This window comes from Luteimonas sp. A277 (assembly GCF_054052045.1).
This window is the reverse complement of record NZ_JBSVRG010000004.1, coordinates 140,075-156,172: the sequence shown is the minus strand read 5'-3', so window position 1 is coordinate 156,172 and position 16,098 is coordinate 140,075. Positions and strand designations below refer to the sequence as shown.

The following is a 16,098-nucleotide window of genomic DNA, read 5'->3' as shown; positions in this document are numbered from 1 at the left end:
CATGTCCGCACCCTCTCCTGTCGATTCCATCCGTCGCGTCATCCTGCTCCACGGCATCTGGATGACGCGGTCCACCATGTGGCCGCTGGCCCGACGGCTGCGGGCCCAGGGTTTCGCTCCGGAGCTCCTCGGCTACCGCAGCGTCACCGACGGCACCGATAACGCGGCCAGCCGGCTGCTGGAAAGTCTGCACGCAGGCGGTCCAGCCCATGTGGTCGGGCACAGCCTTGGCGGCCTGATCGCGCTGCATGCTTTGCAAAAAGATCCCGCAGTAACGGTCGGTCGAATCGTGTGTCTGGGCTCTCCGCTGTGCGGGAGCGGAGCAGCGGCGGGGCTGGCCCGACACCGCTTCTCACATGTCTGGTTCGGTCGCAGCAAGCGGGTCCTGCTGGACGGCTGTTTAGCCTGGCCGGAAGGCATTGAGGTGGGGATGATCGCCGGCAGCGCGCCCTACGGGCTTGGTCGCTTCTTCGGCGGCTTCGATGGCGAACACGACGGCACCGTGGCGGTGGAGGAGACCCGCAGCCCGGCGCTGGCGGATCACCTGGTAGTCCATGCCAGTCACTTAGGCATGCTGCTCTCGAACGAGGTGGCTGCGCAGACCGCGCAGTTCCTCGGCGCCGGATTTTTTGATCACGGCAAGCCTTCCCCGTAGCGTTTCACGCGGGCTACGGGCGGTGCCCCGCTTCCGGGGATCGGGACAAGCGTTCCGATCCCCGGCGTTGCGGGTTACACCATGCGGGTGCCTTTCTTGCGGGCGGCGCGGATATCACGCACCAGTGCCACGCACAGTACGATCATGACCAGCACGGCCAAGGCGGGCCAGACGAGGATGTAGAAGGAAAGCAGGGGGATGCTCATGCGCGGACTCCTGATTCAAGTTCATTGTCGGCCGGTTCGCGAACCTTGTCGGCCGGGCTCTTGTCAAAGGCGGTCAGCTGGAAGTTGCGTACCCGCTGGTCCAGCAGGGAGAAATCGAAGCGGTCCTGGTTGCGCAGGCTCAGCACGGTGCAGACGATGGCGCTGGCACCGTAGGACACCAGGGCGCTCATCAGCGGGATGTACTCACGCAGCGCGCCGAATACGATCGTCGACAGGCCAATGATGGTGGCGCTGCCCACGAAGAAGGCGACGCGCCTGCCGAAGAATCCAAAGGCCATCAGCCCGGTCACCACGCCGGCACCCACCAGGGCAACGCCCTCAAGCAGGTAGCCGGTCATGCCGTCCAGTGCGATCAGCTCGAACCGGGTCAGACAGAACAGGGTCACTGCAACCGCCACCGACCAGGTAAACGCCCGGTTGTTCACCCGATCCCAGTAGAAGCTGGTGATCACCGGGAACACGATCGCCCCCCACAGCGCGCCCACGAACACCAGCACGATGAGAATATCCAGACGCAGGCTGGCGAAGATGATTCCGATCACGGTGGCCACGATCATGGTGAGGCGTCCGATCAGCAGCATCAGCTTGGGGTCCGGGCGCTTGCGGGCCAGGTTCTTGCCGTAAAGGTCGGTCATCACGATGGCTGACAGCGCGGACAGGTCCGAGTCGGCGGTGGAAGACAGCGAGCCCACCACCAGGATGAAGAACAGGCCGATCGCGAACGGCGGCAGGTACTGCGAGGCCATCTGCGGGATCAGGTTGTTGCTGTCGCCATCAAGCGGGGTGATACCGGCAAACAGTGCCAGCATGCCCAGCATGCCCAGGCCGATCACCACCGCGCCGTAGCCGACGGTGGCCATCATGAAGGTGGGCTTGATCAGGTCCTGGCGTACGGCGAACAGCCGCTGGGCGATGGTCTGGTTGCCGATCGCATATGCAAGCACCGCCACCAGATAGGGTGCGCCCTGTTCCAGGAAGGCCGTGCCGGAGAAGAAGCTCGCCTGTTCGGAGGTCAAGTGCACCATGCCCTCCTGCAGCAGTGAGCTGCCACCGGCATTGAAGTACACCATCGGGATCAGCACGGCGGCGGCCACGACCATCGCCACCAGCTGGGCGAAGTCGGTCATCACCGAAGCGCGAAAGCCGGACCACAGGGTGTAGGCCAGCACGCCGGCGCCGGCGATCAGCACGCCGTGGATGAAGGATAGGGGCGAGAGCACTGCCACCAGCGCGCCGGCGGCGCTGAAGTTCACCATCAGGCTGATGCAGCTGCCCACGATATTGGACACCGCCATCACCATCTGGCTGGAGGTGCCGTGGCGGGCATGCAGGATCTCCGCCAGCGTGTGGGCATCAGGGGCCACTTCACGGAAGCGGCGGCCGAAGGGGTAGATGAAGAGGATCATCAGCGCGCCCCACAGGCCGTAGTGGATCGGCCCGGAAATACCGTAGCGGTAGCCGGAGGTGGCGCTGGCGAAGAACGATGCGGCCCAGATCCAGGTGGCCATCATGCTGGCCGCGGCCATGCCGAAGCCGATGGCGCTGTTGGAGACCATGTACGCGTCGACGTTCTCATTCTTGCGGATGATCGTCAGCGACATGAGGAAGGTGAGGGCGTAGAAGCCGATCAGTAGCAGCAGGGCGGTACCGGAGCTGAGCTGGTGGATTCCTGTTTGTTCCATACGTTGGTGGACGGTCCTTTGGCGGGACGTCAGGCGCGGGCGGCAGACAACACAACAGTCGCCCGTGCGGGATGCATCCGCCGGGTTGGGGGCCATTTGGGGCCAGGTGAAAACAGCCGGATTTGCTGCGTCACGCGGCATGCTGATGTGCCGGGGGCAGGGCGGCTGCTGCCGCCAGAGGCGCTGCGAAAGAAAAGCTGGGAAACAAGCGCAAACAAAAAAAGCCGGACGCAGCGGCTTGGGCGTTCGCGTGGCATGCGCAATTCAATGCGCAGGGAAGGTCCGCGAAGCGCCGGTCATTATAGCAGATGCCGGTCTGGCGGACCCGCCGCTGCGCGCCCCGCAGGCGTGGTGCCTATAATCCGGGGCATCCCTTCACGTTTTTTTCCGGACCACAAGCAAGATGGCAGGACATTCCAAGTGGGCGAACATCCAGCACCGCAAGAACGCGCAGGACGCCAAGCGGGGCAAGATTTTCACCAAGCTGATCCGCGAGATTTCGGTGGCGGCGCGCATCGGCGGCGGTGACACCGCCTCCAACCCGCGCCTGCGCACCGCGGTGGACAAGGCCCTGGCGGCCAACATGACCCGCGACTCCGTCGAGCGCGCGATCAAGAAGGCCACCGGCGAGCTGGAGGGCGTGAACTACGAAGAGATCCGCTACGAGGGCTACGCCCCGGGCGGGGTTGCGGTGATCGTGGACTGCCTGACCGACAACAAGGTCCGCACCGTGGCTGATGTGCGCCACGCCTTCAGCAAGTTTGGCGGCAATCTTGGCACCGATGGCTCGGTGGCCTTCATGTTCCGCAAGCTCGGCGTGCTGAGCTTTGCGCCCGGATCGGACGAGGACAAGGTGACCGAGGCTGCGATCGAGGCCGGCGCCGATGACATCGTCACCTATCCCGAAGATGGCTCGATCGACGTGCTTACCGATCCGGACACCTTTGCCGAGGTGCGCGACGCCATGATCGCAGCCGGGGCGGAGCCGGCCGAGGCCGAGGTCACCTGGCGCGGCGACACCGACGTGGCCGTGGATGGCGAAACCGGCCAGCAGGTGGTCAAGCTGCTGGACTGGCTGGAAGACATCGACGACGTGCAGGCGGTGTATTCGAACGCCGACCTGGGCGAGGACGCCTACGCCTGATGGCGGCGCCCAAGCCCGACATGACCCGCATCCTCGGCATCGACCCCGGCTCCCAGCGCACCGGCGTGGGCATCATTGATGTCGATCCCGGCGGGCGGATGACCCACGTTTTCAGCGGTCCGGTGGTCCTGCTGTCGGCGCCCGACTTCCCGGGGCGGCTGCGGCTGCTGCTGGACGGTCTGGGCGGGCTGATCGATGAGCACCGGCCCGATGAGGTGGTGATCGAGCAGGTATTCATGGCCCGCAATCCGGATTCGGCGCTGAAGCTGGGTCAGGCCCGTGGGGCGGCGATCTGCGCCGCGGTGCTGCGCGACCTGCCGGTGCACGAATACGCGGCCACCGAAATCAAGCTGGCGGTGGTGGGCCGCGGCGGGGCCGAGAAAGGGCAGGTCCAGCACATGGTCGGGATCCTGCTGAACCTGCATGGCAAGCTGCAGGCCGACGCGGCCGATGCGCTGGCCGCCGCCATCACCCACGCACACGTGCGGGCCAGCGCCCGCCGCCTGGGCGTGGGAACGCGCCAGGCCTGGGCGCGCAAGTAATGGAGGCGCGAGTAAATGGAGATTGAGGGGACATGATCGGACGGTTGAAAGGCATCCTCATCCACAAGCAGCCGCCGTGGCTGGTGGTGGACGTGGGCGGGGTGGGCTACGAGCTGGAAGCGCCCATGAGCACGTTCTACGAACTGCCTGAGCTGGGCCGCGAAGTGGCGCTGTCCACCCACTACGCGCACAAGGACGACACTGTGTCCCTGTACGGCTTCCTGACCGAGGCCGAGCGGCGCATGTTCCGCGATGTGCAGAGGGTCAGCGGGATCGGGGCGAAGATCGCCCTGGCAATCCTCTCCGGGGCGTCGGTGGGCGAATTCGCCCTGATGGTGCAGGCCGGCGACATCACCGCGCTGTGCCGCATTCCCGGAATCGGCAAGAAGACCGCCGAGCGCATCGTGGTGGAACTGCGCGACCGCGCAGCGGACATGATCAGCGCAGCGCCTGCGGCGGTGTCCGGCGGGGTACCGGCTGACCCCATGGCCGAGGCCATCGTGGCCCTGCAGCAGCTGGGCTACCGTCCGGCCGAGGCGCAGAAGATGGCTCGGGCCGCTGGCGCCGAAGGCGACGGTGCGGAAGCCATCATCCGCAAGGCGCTACAGTCCGCACTGCGCTGACGCTCCCACCCGCGTCCAGGACACCCGCATGGCCGCACCACGCTCTGCCCGCGACACTACGGATGGGCACCACCGGATAGGCCTGTTCGGTCTGACCGTGGGCGCGCTGGGCGTGGTGTTCGGAGATATCGGCACCAGCCCGCTTTACGCGATCCGCGAGGCGTTTTCCCCGCACTACGGCCTGGTGGCCAACCACGACACCGTGCTCGGCCTGCTGTCGCTGGTGTTCTGGTCACTGGTGCTGGTGGTCACGGTGAAATACGTGAGCATCATTACCCGCGCCGACAACGACGGCGAGGGCGGGATCATGGCGCTGATGGCGCTGGCCCAGCGCAGCCTGCCGGCGGACTCGCGTGCGGCATGGCTGGTCGGCATCTTCGGCGTCCTCGGCGCGGCCCTGTTCTTTGGCGATGGGGTGCTGACGCCAGCGGTATCGGTGCTGGCGGCGGTGGAAGGCCTGGAGGTTGCGGCGCCGCAGCTGGGCCATTGGGTGCTGCCGATCGCCGTGGCGGTGCTGGTGGCCCTGTTCGCCACCCAGCGTTATGGCACGCAGAAGGTGGGGCGGGTATTCGGCCCGGTCACCATTCTCTGGTTCCTGGTGCTGGCGACGCTGGGCGTAGCCAATATCCTGCACGAGCCGGAGGTGCTGAAGGCGGTGAACCCGACTTGGGCGGTGCGGTTTTTCATCGACCACTCCTGGGGCGGGATATTCATCCTGGGCGCGGTGGTACTGGCAGTCACCGGCGGCGAGGCGATCTATACCGACATGGGGCACTTCGGCGCCCGACCGGTCCGCATTGCCTGGTACGCCGTGGTGCTGCCGGCCCTGATGCTCAATTACCTCGGGCAGGGCGCGCTGGTGCTGGAGGATCCGGCGGCCGCGGCCAATCCGTTCTATTACGGCGTGCCCGAATGGGGGCGTTTTCCCATGATCGTGCTGGCCACGGCGGCGACGGTGATCGCCTCCCAGGCGGTGATCACCGGCGGCTATTCCATTGCCCGCCAGGCCATGCAGCTGGGCTATATCCCGCGCATGCAGGTGCGCCACACTTCGCGGGACGCCATCGGCCAGATCTACATCCCCGCGGTCAACTGGACCATGATGGTGGTGGTTATTGCGCTGGTGATCGGCTTTGGCAGCTCGTCGGCGCTGGCGGCGGCCTACGGGGTGTCGGTGTCGCTGACCATGCTGATCGACACTGTGCTGCTGGCCATCGTGGCCCATGCGCTGTGGCCGCAGGGCAGGCGCTGGGTACTTCCGCTGTGCGGGCTGTTCCTGGTGATGGACCTGGCCTTTGCCACCGCCAACCTGGCCAAGGTGCCGCAGGGCGGCTGGTTTCCGCTGCTGCTGGGATTGGTGCTGTTCACCCTGTTGCGTACCTGGCGCCGGGGCCGGCTGCTGCTGCGCGCGCGCATCCGCGAGCACGGCACGCCGCTGGATGAGTTCCTGCCGGGGCTGCTGCTGGCGCCGCCGCTGCGGGTGCCGGGCACCGCTGTGTTTTTGACCGCCGACCGCGGCGTGGTGCCACCGGCGCTGCTGAACAACCTCACGCACAACAAGGTGCTGCACGAGCGCAACGTGGCGCTGACTGTGGACACTCTGGCGGTGCCGTACGCGCCGCGCGGAAAGCGGCTGCAGGTCAAGGAGATCGGCGATGGATTCCACCGCGTGGTGGTGCGCTTCGGTTTCATGGAAACGCCCGACCTGCCGGTGGCGCTGATGGCCGCCAGCGATGAAGAGGACGGCTTCTGGTTCGATCCCATGGAGACCACCTGGTTCACCAGCCGCGAGACCGTGGTGCCTGGCGTACGCCACGGCATGGCCCTGTGGCGGGAGAAGCTGTTTTCCACCATGCACCGCAATGCGGCGCCGGCCTCGGCCTATTTCCATATCCCCGGCGACCGCCTGGTGGAGCTGGGGACACCGGTGGAAATCTGAAGTGCGCCCCGGCCGGTGGCAATGTGCTCCCGGCACCCTCATCCTGTGCCCATGACGACATCTCCAGCCCCCAAAGTTCCGCTTTCCATCCTCGACCTGGCTCCGGTGGCCGAAGGCAGCGACGTTGCCACCGCGTTCTCCGACATGGTGGCCCTGGCCCGGCACGCCGACGCGCTGGGCTACCGTCGCTACTGGATGGCCGAGCACCACAACATGCCCGGCGTGGCAAGCGCCGCCACCGCGCTGCTGATCGGCCACGTGGCCGGAGCCACGAAGACGATCCGCGTCGGTGCCGGCGGGGTGATGCTGCCCAACCACGCTCCGCTGCAGGTGGCCGAGCAGTTCGGCACCCTGGCCACGCTGTATCCGGACCGCATCGACCTGGGCCTGGGCCGTGCGCCCGGCACCGACCAGCCCACCGTGCGCGCGCTGCGCCGCTATTACGAGGGCGCCGACGCGTTCCCGCAGGACGTGGCCGAGCTGCTGCACTACTTCGAGCCGGTGAAGCCGGGACAGCTGGTGCAGGCGGTGCCCGGCTCGGGACTCGACGTGCCGGTGTGGATCCTGGGCTCGAGCCTGTTCGGCGCCCAGCTGGCCGCGGCCATGGGCCTGCCGTATTCCTTCGCCTCGCACTTTGCGCCGGCGATGATGAGCGAAGCGCTGGCGCTGTATCACCGCGATTTCAGGCCCTCCAAATACCTGCGCGAGCCCTACGCGATGCTGGCCCTGAACGTGGTGGCCGCTGATACCCGGGCGGAAGCCGAGCGCGAGTTCACCGCCCTGCAGCAGATGTTCGCCCGCCTGCGGCGCCCCGGCCCGCCGGGCAAGGTGCCGCTGCCGGTGGATGACATCAACGCCGAGCTGAGCCCGCAGGAGCTGGCCGCTGTCGGCCAGGCGCTGGCCTGTTCGGTGGTCGGTGACGCAAAGGACGTGGGCGAGGGCATCGCCGACTTCGTCGAGCGCCACCGCCCGAACGAGCTGATCCTGACTGCCAACCTCGCCAGCCTGGAGGCCCGCAAGCGCAGCTTCACCATCGCCGCGGAGGCCTGGGGCCTTCAGCCAACCCTGTAACCCGACGATCGGCTCTCGCGCATGGCGCGCTCCTACGGCGAGGGGCGTGCGCCTTGAGGCGCGCACCTATGCGACCATAACGCGATGACCGAAGAGCGCATCATCGCCGCCGACGCGACCCGTGAAGACGAGGCCGTCGAGGCTTCGATCCGGCCGCAACGGCTGGCCGATTACCTGGGCCAGAAACCGGTCCGCGAGCAGCTTTCCATCTATATCGAAGCGGCGATCAAGCGCGGCGAGGCCATGGACCACGTGCTGATCTTTGGCCCGCCGGGACTGGGCAAGACCACGCTCAGCCACGTGATCGCCAACGAGCTGGGGGTGAGCCTGCGGGTGACCTCCGGGCCGGTGATCGAAAAGGCCGGCGACCTGGCCGCGCTGCTGACCAACCTGCAGCCGCACGACGTGCTGTTCATCGACGAGATCCACCGCCTTCCGCCCGTGGTCGAGGAGGTGCTGTACCCGGCGATGGAGGATTTCCAGATCGACATCATGATCGGAGAGGGCCCGGCCGCGCGCTCGATCAAGCTTGACCTGCCGCCGTTCACCCTGATTGGCGCGACCACCCGTGCAGGCCTGCTGACCGCGCCGCTGCGCGACCGCTTCGGCATCGTCCAGCGGCTGGAGTTCTACAGCGCTGCGGATCTGGAGCGGATCGTGCGGCGTTCGGCAGGGATCCTGGGCATCGACTGCGAGCCTGAGGGCGCTGCGGAAATCGCCCGCCGCGCGCGCGGCACGCCGCGTATTGCCAACCGCCTGCTGCGGCGGGTACGCGATTACGCCCAGGTGCGTGCGGGCGGAAAGATTGACCGCCAGGTGGCGGATGCGGCAATGAAGATGCTGAGCGTGGACCCGGAAGGCTTTGACGACCTGGACCGGCGCCTGCTCAACCTGATCATCGAAAACTTCGACGGCGGCCCGGTGGGCGTGGAGTCGCTGGCCGCGGCGCTGAGCGAGGAGCGCGGCACCCTGGAAGATGTGATCGAACCCTATCTGATCCAGCAGGGCTTCCTGGTGCGCACTGCGCGCGGACGCATGGCCTCGGCCAAGGCGTATCGGCACCTGGGCCTGGAGCCGCTGCGCAAGGCCGCGGGCCAGGGCGGGACGGAGGGGCAGTTTTGAGCCACACGACCAGGTTGCAGCCAGCGTTCAGCTTGCCGACAAGGGTGTACTGGGAAGATACCGACGCTGGTGGCGTGGTGTACCACGCGCGCTATGTGGCTTTCCTGGAGCGGGCGCGTACCGAATGGATGCGCACGCTCGGGTACGGCCAGGAAGCGCTGCGTACCTCGCACAACCTGGTGTTCGCGGTGCGGGCGATGCGGATGGACTTCCGTGCGCCGGCGCGGCTGGACGATGTACTTGAGGTCACGGTGGCGCTGCGAGAATGCCGCCGGGCCAGCCTGGTCGTGGACCAGCTGGTTGAACGCGAAGGCCGGTGCCTGCTGGACGCGCAAGTGCGGCTGGCGGCGCTGGATGCGGAAGGATTCCGTCCCCGGGCGATCCCGGAGGCGCTCCTTGCCGAACTGGTTCCACACCAAATACAGAAATCCGGAGCGGATGCATGATTCCACTGACGATGTTGCTGCAGGCCACCGAGATCCAGCCCTTGCCCGCAGAGGACGGTGCGCTGGCCAGCCAGCTGCCCGCGGATGCCGGCGTGGTTGAAGTGGCCACCGCAGTGGGCGGGGACATCGACATGCTGCAGCTGCTCCTGCATGCCTCGATCCCGGTGCAGCTGGTGATGCTGCTGCTGCTGGCCGCATCGATCGCCTCGTGGGTGATCATCTTCCGCAAGAAGAAGCTGCTCGACCGCGCCCAGCGCGAAGCCGACCGGTTCGAGGAGAAGTTCTGGTCCGGCTCGGACATGGGCAAGCTGTACGCCGCCGCCACCGAGCGCAACCGCGAGATCGGGGGCCTGGAGTTGATCTTCGAGTCCGGCTTCCGTGAGTTTTCGCGCCAGCGCGAACGCCGCAGCGCCACGCCAGCCAGCCAGCTTGAGGGTGCCCAGCGCGGCATGCGCGTGGCCACCTCGCGCGAGCTGGAAGGGCTGGAGCACAACCTGGAATTCCTCGCCAACGTCGGTTCGATTGCCCCGTACGTGGGCCTGCTCGGCACCGTGTGGGGGATCATGATCTCCTTCCAGGGCCTGGCCAACGTGCAGGAAGCCACCATCGCTACCGTCGCCCCGGGTATTTCCGAGGCGCTGATCGCGACCGCGATGGGCCTGTTCGCCGCGATCCCGGCGGTGTGGGCCTACAACCGCTATGCCACCAAGGTTGAGCGCATCGCCACCCGCTACGAGTCCTTTGCCGACGAGTTTTCCTCGATCCTGGAGCGCCAGGCCTACCCCGACGAATGACCGTGACGCGGGCCCGCCCCGCTGCCCGCCTTCGACCGTTTGCCTGATCGCCCTGTAGTCCGGAGTCCCCATGTCGGTCATCTCCAATCGCCGCCGCCACCGCCGCAAGCTCAAGAACGAGATCAACGTCGTTCCCTACATCGACGTGATGCTGGTGCTGCTGATCATCTTCATGGTCACCGCGCCGCTGTTGAACCTCGGCACGCAGGTGAACCTGCCCGATTCCAGTGCACGCTCGCTGGGCTCGCCCAAGGACCCGGTGGTGGTCAGCGTGTACGCGGACGGCTCGCTGGGGCTGATGATCGAGAACGTCAACCAGATCGTCGACGTGGCCGGCCTGCGCGAGCGCGTGCAGGCCATCCACAACCAGAATCCCGGTGCCAGCGTGCTGGTCAACGGCGATCGCGACGCCAGCTACCAGAGCGTGATCCGCGCCATCGACACCATCAACCAGGCCGGGGTGACCCGGGTGAGCCTGATCAGCCGTCCGCAGGAGGGCGGCGAATAAATGCGTGAGGCGCGTGCCGACACCGTCCAGGCGGTCGTGCTGGCGCTGCTGCTGCACGTGCTGTTGTTCGCGCTGGTGTTCCTTGGCCTGCACTGGACCCGCAGCGCGGCGCCGCAGGCGGCCGGCGTGCCGATCAGCGCCGAGCTGGTGGATGCCGACGCGCTGTCGCCAGCCGCCCAGCAGGCGCTGGCCGAGGTGCCCGAGCCCATGCCCGCGCCGGAGCCTGAGCCTGAGCCCACACCCGAGCCGGTCGAGGAAGACGCGGCGCCCCCGTCGCAGCCGCTGCCTGAGCCGGTTCCCGATGATGCCGAGGTGGAGCCGCAGCCCGCACCGCAGGAGCAGATCCCGGAGCCCGACGTGGTGGACCAGGACGAGGCCCGCGCCGACGCCGAGTCCGAGCTGGTTGCCGAGCGCGAACAGGAAGAGCGCCGGCGCCAGGAGCAGATCGAGCTGGCCGAACGGCAGAAGCAGGAAGAGGCCGAGCAGAAGCGCCGCCTGGCCCGGCAGCAACGCGAGCAGGAGCTCGCCAAGCTGCGCGCAGAGCAGGCGCGGGTGCAGCGCGAGGCGGAGGAGGCCGAGCGCAAGCTGCAGCAGATCGCCGATTCGCGCGAGCGCCAGACGTCCGAGCCGACCACCGGCTCCACCGCCAGCCCGCCGCGCGGCACCCCCGACGGCGACAGCGACCTGGCCGCCCGTTATGCCGCCGCGCTGCAGGAGGCGATCGTGCGCAACTGGACCCGTCCCGACAACGTGGCCCTGGGCCAGCGCTGCCGGATCTACATCACCCAGCTGCCAGGCGGGCAGGTGATGAATGTCGAATTCGACAGTTCCTGCCCCTATGACGCCTTGGGACGGCGATCGGTGGAGGCTGCGGTGCGCCGGGCCGAACCGCTGCCGTATGCCGGTTTCGAATCGGTGTTCAACCGCAGGCTCAACCTCAATTTCACCGCCCGGGACCGGTAGGAGCGCGCCATGCGCGCGAAGCCGCGTGACGTCTGCAACTCTTACAATTGCCGAAAATCCGGAACATCACGGGCCTTCCCCCGCTCGCCTGCGCGAACCGATCACTGTCACGCGGCTTCGCGCGCATGGCGCGCTCCTACAGCAGCTGGTGAGCACGCGGCGACGGTTGCCGTTCATCAATCCTCCACGCCCAGCGGCCAAGCTGTAGCGTTGTGAGCATTCCCTATTTTCCAATGTCGAGCCAGACGATGAAATCCATGACCCGCTTCCTCGCTGCCCTGTTTGCGCTTCTGCTGCCCGTTGCCGTCATGGCGCAACAGCAGGGCCTGGAGATCGATATCGTTGGCGGCCACGCCTCGGCGCTGCCGATCGCAGTGGTGCCCATGCCCTACCAGGGCTCGGCAACCGCTCCCGATACCGACGTGGCCGCGGTGATCCGCGCCAACCTGGACCGCTCGGGCCAGTTCCGTACGCTGCCCGAGCGCGACATCGTCGAGCGGCCGACCCGCGGCGCCGAGGTCCAGTACCCCACCTGGCGCATGTTGCGGCAGGATTTCCTGGTGGTCGGCCGGGTGCTGGACGCGGCTGGTGGCGGCTACCGGGTGGAGTACGAACTGTTCGACGTGGCCAAGCAGGAGCGCGTACTGGGCATGGCCATGACCGGCCGCGCCAGCGCCATGCGCGATGTGGCCCACCAGATGTCGGATGCCATCTACGAAGCGATCCTGGGCGTGCGCGGTGCGTTCTGGACCCGGATCGCCTATATCACCCAGACCGGCGCCGGTGAAAGCGCACGCTACGCGTTGATCGTGGCTGATTCGGACGGATTCAACCCGCAAACGGTGGTGCGCTCCAATGAGCCGCTGCTTTCCCCGGCCTGGAGCCCCGATGGCAACCGCCTGGCCTACGTGAGCTTTGAAGGCGGCAACTCGGCCATCTACATCCAGAACATCGCCACCGGCGGCCGCGAACTGATGTCCAGCTTCCGCGGCATCAACGCCTCGCCCGCATTTTCGCCGGACGGCAGCCGGCTGGCGCTGACGCTCTCGCGCAGCGGCAATCCGGAGATCTATGTCATGGATCTGGGCAGCAAGGCGCTGACCCGATTGACCAACCACTTCGGCATCGACACCTCACCCGCCTGGAGCCATGACGGCAACAGCATCTATTTCACCTCCGATCGCGGCGGCCGGCCGCAGGTTTACCAGGTGCCTGCCAGCGGCGGCGGAGAGAGCCGGACGACCTTCCAGGGCAGCTACAACTCCGACCCCAGTGTTTCCTTCGATGGGCAGAAGATTGCCGTAGCGCAAGGCGCGGGCAACGTGTACCGTATTGCAGTGCTGGATCGAAGCCTCGGCACGCCGCGCTGGTCCACGCTGTCGCCAGGTTCGCTCGATGAATCACCGAGCTTTGCACCGAATGCCAGCATGATCCTGTACGCGGCACGTGAGGGACGGCGAGGGGTGTTGTACGCCGTTTCGTCCGATGGCCGAGTGCGCCAGCGCCTGGTGCTTGCTGATGGTGACGTGCGCGAGCCGGCCTGGGGTCCGTTCCGGGAACAACGCTGACGCCGTCTCCACATTGTTTCCATCAACCTGAACGCTGTTGTTCAACCATAGGATCGACGAGATGAAGACCACCACCCGTATCGTGTTCATCGCTGCGCTGTGCGTTGCCGCTGTTGGCTGCGCCCGCCAGGTTCAGGAGGAAGCGCCGCCGCCGCCGGCCGCGCCGCCGCCGACCGCGACTGCGCCCGCCCCCACTGCCGGTGTTTTCGGCCCCGAGGATCTGGACACCGATGCTTGCCTGCGCCAGCGGGTGGTGTACTTCGATTTTGACCAGGAGTCGGTGCGTCCGGAGTTCCAGGCCCAGATGGCCTGCCACGCCAAGTACCTGCGTGACCGCCCTTCGGCCCGCATCACCCTGGAAGGCCATGCCGACGAGCGCGGCAGCCGTGACTACAACCTGGGTCTGGGTGAGCGCCGCGGCAACGCGGTGTCCTCCGCCCTGCAGGCCAATGGCGGTTCCGGCACCCAGCTGACCACCGTCAGCTACGGCGAAGAGCGCCCCAGCTGCACCGATGTCAACGAAGACTGCTGGGCGCGCAACCGTCGCGTTGAGATCGTCTACAGCGCACGCTGATCGCTGGCGTCATGCGTAGACTGATTGTTCCAGTCGTGGTTGCGGCGGCCCTTGTGGCCGCTGCACCCGCGTTTGCACAGCGCGCAAGCCTCGCCGATCGCGTGGCCGCGCTGGAGCGCCAGGATTCCACCACCCGCACCTCCAATGTCGACCTGCTGAACCAGGTCAACGAGCTGCGTCGCGAAGTGGTGCAGCTGCGCTCGCAGATCGAAGAGCTGCAGCACGGCATCGAGCAGATGCGCGAGACCAGCCGTGCCCAGTACCTGGATGCGGACGGCCGGCTCAACCGCCTGGAAAGCGGTTTCGCGCCGGAACCGGCGGATGGCGAAGCCGGGACATCGTTGCCGGTCCCCGTGCCGGAGACGGATGCAGATGCCGCCGAGCGGCCGCGCCTGCCAGCACAGGATCCCGATGAGCGGGCCGCCTATGAGGTGGCCTTCAGCGCCCTGCGTGCGGGCGAATATGAAAAGTCGACGGAGCTGTTCCGGCAGTTCCTCAGCGCGCACCCGGACGGGGCGCTGGTTCCCAACGCCCAGTATTGGCTGGGTGAAAGTTTTTACGTGCTGGAGGACTATGACGCCGCCCAGCGCGCGTTCGAAGCCCTGATCCAGCGCTTCCCCGAGGACTCGCGCACGCCGCGTGCGCTGCTCAAGGTCGGCCTGTCCCAGTACGGTCGGCAGGACATGGAATCTGCCGAACAGACGCTGGCCAAGGTGATCGAGCGTTATCCCGGCAGCGATGCGGCGGTGACCGCCGACGATCGCCTTCGCGTCATCCGCCTCAGCCGCCTGCGCTGAGGTCTGATTCTGCCGGGATCCGGTAGGCTCCGTACAATTGCACCCATGACCCATGTTGTTGCCCCAGATGCCGAGAGGGCCGACCGGCTCCGGATTACCGAGATCTTCCTGTCCCTGCAGGGCGAAGCACGGGAGGCCGGCTGGCCCAGCGTGTTCGTACGCCTGACCGGCTGCCCGCTGCGCTGCCATTACTGTGACACCGCCTATGCGTTCCACGGCGGGCAGTGGTGGACGATCGACGACATCGTGGCGGAAGTTGCCCGCCACGGAGTGCGCCACGTGTGCGTGACCGGCGGCGAGCCGCTGGCGCAGAAGCGCTGCGTGGACCTGCTGCAGCGACTGTGCGATGCCGGGCATGCGGTGTCCCTGGAAACCTCCGGCGCAATCGACATCGGTCGCGTCGACGCGCGGGTGAGCCGCGTGCTGGATATCAAGACGCCGGGTTCCGGTGAGGCCCACCGCAATCTCTGGGAGAACATCGAGCTGCTGACTGCCCACGACCAGGTCAAGTTCGTCCTTTGCGGGCGCGAGGACTACGAATGGGCGAGCGGCATCGTGCGCCAGTACGACATCCCATCCCGCTGCGATGTGCTGTTTTCGCCCAGCAAGAGCGAACTGGCCCCGCGTGACCTGGCCGACTGGATTGTTGCCGACCGCCTGCCGGTGCGCTTCCAGATGCAGCTGCACAAAATCCTCTGGAATGACGAACCGGGACGCTGAGGCAGACTCATGAAGAAAGCAGTCGTACTCCTGTCCGGCGGCATGGATTCCGCCGTGGTCCTGGCCATCGCCCGCGAGCAGGGCTTTTCCGTGCATGCGCTGAGCGTGGACTATGGCCAGCGTCACCCCGCGGAACTGCAAGCCGCCGCTCGGGTTGCGCAGGCACAGGGCGCAGCGGCGCACAAGACCGTCTCGGTTGACCTGCGCAGCATCGGCGGCTCGGCGCTGACCGACGATATCGACGTCCCCGAGGCTGGCGGGCACGGCGCCGGAGACATCCCGGTCACCTACGTGCCGGCCCGCAACACGATCATGCTGTCCATTGCCCTGGGCTGGGCCGAGGTACTGGGCGCGGCGGACATCTTCTGCGGGGTCAACGCGGTCGACTATTCCGGCTATCCCGATTGCCGTCCGGAGTTCATTGATGCCTTCCAGTCGTTGGCCAACCTGGCCACCCAGGCAGGCGTGGAGGGGGCCGGGATCCGGGTGCACGCACCGCTGATGGCGATGGGCAAGGACGGGATCGTTCAGGAAGGGGTACGCCTGGGCGTGGACTTCGCCGCCACCGTCTCGTGCTACAGCGCGGATGCCGCGGGGCGCGCCTGCGGACGCTGCGATGCCTGTCGGCTGCGCGCGGAAGGATTCTCCGGAGCCGGCATTGCCGACCCCACGCGCTACTGCTGAATACGCCGTCCGGACGCCGAAACCCGGCGTGCGGATGGC

At 67.1% G+C, this 16,098-nt stretch carries 18 protein-coding genes; 16 read left to right on the top strand and 2 right to left on the bottom strand.

Going from position 1 to position 16,098, the window contains the following annotated elements:
• Position 1: 1 nt before the first annotated feature.
• Positions 2-655, top strand: a complete 654-nt coding sequence (locus ACW7G2_RS05660; protein WP_456973597.1) for an esterase/lipase family protein — start codon at positions 2-4, stop codon at positions 653-655.
• A 74-nt stretch (positions 656-729) separates the two neighbouring features.
• Here ACW7G2_RS05660 and ACW7G2_RS05655 read toward each other — a convergent pair whose 3' ends face one another.
• Together ACW7G2_RS05655 and ACW7G2_RS05650 are read right to left on the bottom strand one after the other, a co-directional pair.
• Complete coding sequence (locus tag ACW7G2_RS05655; protein WP_456973595.1) at positions 730-861, bottom strand: putative transporter small subunit; 132 nt, start codon at positions 859-861, stop codon at positions 730-732.
• Positions 858-2,564: a sodium:solute symporter family protein gene (locus ACW7G2_RS05650; protein WP_456973594.1), complete on the bottom strand. Its 1,707-nt coding sequence runs from the start codon at positions 2,562-2,564 to the stop codon at positions 858-860. Before ACW7G2_RS05650 ends, ACW7G2_RS05655 begins: the two co-directional genes overlap by 4 nt.
• A 403-nt stretch (positions 2,565-2,967) precedes the next feature.
• On the opposite strand from ACW7G2_RS05650, the gene ACW7G2_RS05645 reads away from it, so the two are divergent.
• From ACW7G2_RS05645 to queC, 15 genes are all read left to right on the top strand, one after another.
• A complete protein-coding gene (locus tag ACW7G2_RS05645; protein ID WP_456973592.1) occupies positions 2,968-3,708 on the top strand; it encodes a YebC/PmpR family DNA-binding transcriptional regulator in 741 nt (246 codons plus the stop codon).
• A 20-nt stretch (positions 3,709-3,728) separates the two neighbouring features.
• Positions 3,729-4,250 (top strand): crossover junction endodeoxyribonuclease RuvC, encoded by a 522-nt coding sequence (gene ruvC, locus ACW7G2_RS05640; RefSeq protein WP_456973745.1) that lies wholly within the window; start codon positions 3,729-3,731, stop codon positions 4,248-4,250.
• Positions 4,251-4,282: 32 nt separating this feature from the next.
• Positions 4,283-4,873 carry a Holliday junction branch migration protein RuvA gene (gene ruvA / locus ACW7G2_RS05635; protein ID WP_456973590.1) on the top strand — a complete coding sequence of 197 codons (591 nt, stop codon included), beginning with the start codon at positions 4,283-4,285 and terminating at the stop codon, positions 4,871-4,873.
• 28 nt (positions 4,874-4,901) lie between these two features.
• Positions 4,902-6,812: a potassium transporter Kup gene (locus tag ACW7G2_RS05630; protein WP_456973588.1), complete on the top strand. Its 1,911-nt coding sequence runs from the start codon at positions 4,902-4,904 to the stop codon at positions 6,810-6,812.
• 51 nt (positions 6,813-6,863) lie between these two features.
• Positions 6,864-7,883, top strand: a complete 1,020-nt coding sequence (locus tag ACW7G2_RS05625) for an LLM class flavin-dependent oxidoreductase (RefSeq protein WP_456973586.1) — start codon at positions 6,864-6,866, stop codon at positions 7,881-7,883.
• 84 nt (positions 7,884-7,967) lie between these two features.
• Complete coding sequence (gene ruvB, locus ACW7G2_RS05620) at positions 7,968-9,005, top strand: Holliday junction branch migration DNA helicase RuvB (RefSeq protein WP_456973584.1); 1,038 nt, start codon at positions 7,968-7,970, stop codon at positions 9,003-9,005.
• A complete protein-coding gene (ybgC, locus tag ACW7G2_RS05615; protein WP_456973582.1) occupies positions 9,002-9,451 on the top strand; it encodes a tol-pal system-associated acyl-CoA thioesterase in 450 nt (149 codons plus the stop codon). Before ruvB ends, ybgC begins: the two co-directional genes overlap by 4 nt.
• Entirely contained in the window at positions 9,448-10,245 is a 798-nt protein-coding gene (gene tolQ / locus ACW7G2_RS05610; protein ID WP_456973580.1) for a protein TolQ, read from the top strand. The genes ybgC and tolQ overlap by 4 nt, the downstream gene beginning before the upstream one ends.
• Before the next feature lie 70 nt (positions 10,246-10,315).
• Positions 10,316-10,753, top strand: a complete 438-nt coding sequence (gene tolR, locus ACW7G2_RS05605; protein WP_456973578.1) for a protein TolR — start codon at positions 10,316-10,318, stop codon at positions 10,751-10,753.
• Positions 10,754-11,716 (top strand): TonB C-terminal domain-containing protein, encoded by a 963-nt coding sequence (locus ACW7G2_RS05600; protein ID WP_456973576.1) that lies wholly within the window; start codon positions 10,754-10,756, stop codon positions 11,714-11,716.
• 248 nt (positions 11,717-11,964) lie between these two features.
• Complete coding sequence (gene tolB / locus ACW7G2_RS05595; RefSeq protein ID WP_456973574.1) at positions 11,965-13,284, top strand: Tol-Pal system beta propeller repeat protein TolB; 1,320 nt, start codon at positions 11,965-11,967, stop codon at positions 13,282-13,284.
• Positions 13,285-13,345: 61 nt separating this feature from the next.
• Positions 13,346-13,858, top strand: a complete 513-nt coding sequence (gene pal / locus ACW7G2_RS05590; RefSeq protein WP_456973572.1) for a peptidoglycan-associated lipoprotein Pal — start codon at positions 13,346-13,348, stop codon at positions 13,856-13,858.
• A gap of 11 nt (positions 13,859-13,869) precedes the next feature.
• Positions 13,870-14,655, top strand: coding sequence for a tol-pal system protein YbgF (ybgF, locus tag ACW7G2_RS05585; protein ID WP_456973570.1), 786 nt, complete (start codon positions 13,870-13,872; stop codon positions 14,653-14,655).
• A 45-nt stretch (positions 14,656-14,700) separates the two neighbouring features.
• Positions 14,701-15,375 carry a 7-carboxy-7-deazaguanine synthase QueE gene (gene queE / locus ACW7G2_RS05580; RefSeq protein ID WP_456973568.1) on the top strand — a complete coding sequence of 225 codons (675 nt, stop codon included), beginning with the start codon at positions 14,701-14,703 and terminating at the stop codon, positions 15,373-15,375.
• A 9-nt stretch (positions 15,376-15,384) separates the two neighbouring features.
• Positions 15,385-16,059 carry a 7-cyano-7-deazaguanine synthase QueC gene (gene queC / locus ACW7G2_RS05575; RefSeq protein ID WP_456973566.1) on the top strand — a complete coding sequence of 225 codons (675 nt, stop codon included), beginning with the start codon at positions 15,385-15,387 and terminating at the stop codon, positions 16,057-16,059.
• Positions 16,060-16,098 lie beyond the last annotated feature (39 nt).

Bases quoted from the DNA above. Each gene is read 5' to 3' on its own strand.
- ybgF (WP_456973570.1), top strand. From the start codon at position 13,870: ATGCGTAGACTGATTGTTCCAGTCGTGGTTGCGGCGGCCCTTGTGGCC.
- queC (WP_456973566.1), top strand. From the start codon at position 15,385: ATGAAGAAAGCAGTCGTACTCCTGTCCGGCGGCATGGATTCCGCCGTG.
- ACW7G2_RS05645 (WP_456973592.1), top strand. From the start codon at position 2,968: ATGGCAGGACATTCCAAGTGGGCGAACATCCAGCACCGCAAGAACGCG.
- ACW7G2_RS05630 (WP_456973588.1), top strand. From the start codon at position 4,902: ATGGCCGCACCACGCTCTGCCCGCGACACTACGGATGGGCACCACCGG.
- ACW7G2_RS05650 (WP_456973594.1), bottom strand. From the start codon at position 2,564: ATGGAACAAACAGGAATCCACCAGCTCAGCTCCGGTACCGCCCTGCTG.
- tolB (WP_456973574.1), top strand. From the start codon at position 11,965: ATGAAATCCATGACCCGCTTCCTCGCTGCCCTGTTTGCGCTTCTGCTG.
- ruvA (WP_456973590.1), top strand. From the start codon at position 4,283: ATGATCGGACGGTTGAAAGGCATCCTCATCCACAAGCAGCCGCCGTGG.
- ACW7G2_RS05655 (WP_456973595.1), bottom strand. From the start codon at position 861: ATGAGCATCCCCCTGCTTTCCTTCTACATCCTCGTCTGGCCCGCCTTG.
- tolR (WP_456973578.1), top strand. From the start codon at position 10,316: ATGTCGGTCATCTCCAATCGCCGCCGCCACCGCCGCAAGCTCAAGAAC.
- ACW7G2_RS05600 (WP_456973576.1), top strand. From the start codon at position 10,754: ATGCGTGAGGCGCGTGCCGACACCGTCCAGGCGGTCGTGCTGGCGCTG.
- ACW7G2_RS05625 (WP_456973586.1), top strand. From the start codon at position 6,864: ATGACGACATCTCCAGCCCCCAAAGTTCCGCTTTCCATCCTCGACCTG.
- ruvC (WP_456973745.1), top strand. From the start codon at position 3,729: ATGACCCGCATCCTCGGCATCGACCCCGGCTCCCAGCGCACCGGCGTG.
- pal (WP_456973572.1), top strand. From the start codon at position 13,346: ATGAAGACCACCACCCGTATCGTGTTCATCGCTGCGCTGTGCGTTGCC.
- tolQ (WP_456973580.1), top strand. From the start codon at position 9,448: ATGATTCCACTGACGATGTTGCTGCAGGCCACCGAGATCCAGCCCTTG.
- ACW7G2_RS05660 (WP_456973597.1), top strand. From the start codon at position 2: ATGTCCGCACCCTCTCCTGTCGATTCCATCCGTCGCGTCATCCTGCTC.
- ruvB (WP_456973584.1), top strand. From the start codon at position 7,968: ATGACCGAAGAGCGCATCATCGCCGCCGACGCGACCCGTGAAGACGAG.
- queE (WP_456973568.1), top strand. From the start codon at position 14,701: ATGACCCATGTTGTTGCCCCAGATGCCGAGAGGGCCGACCGGCTCCGG.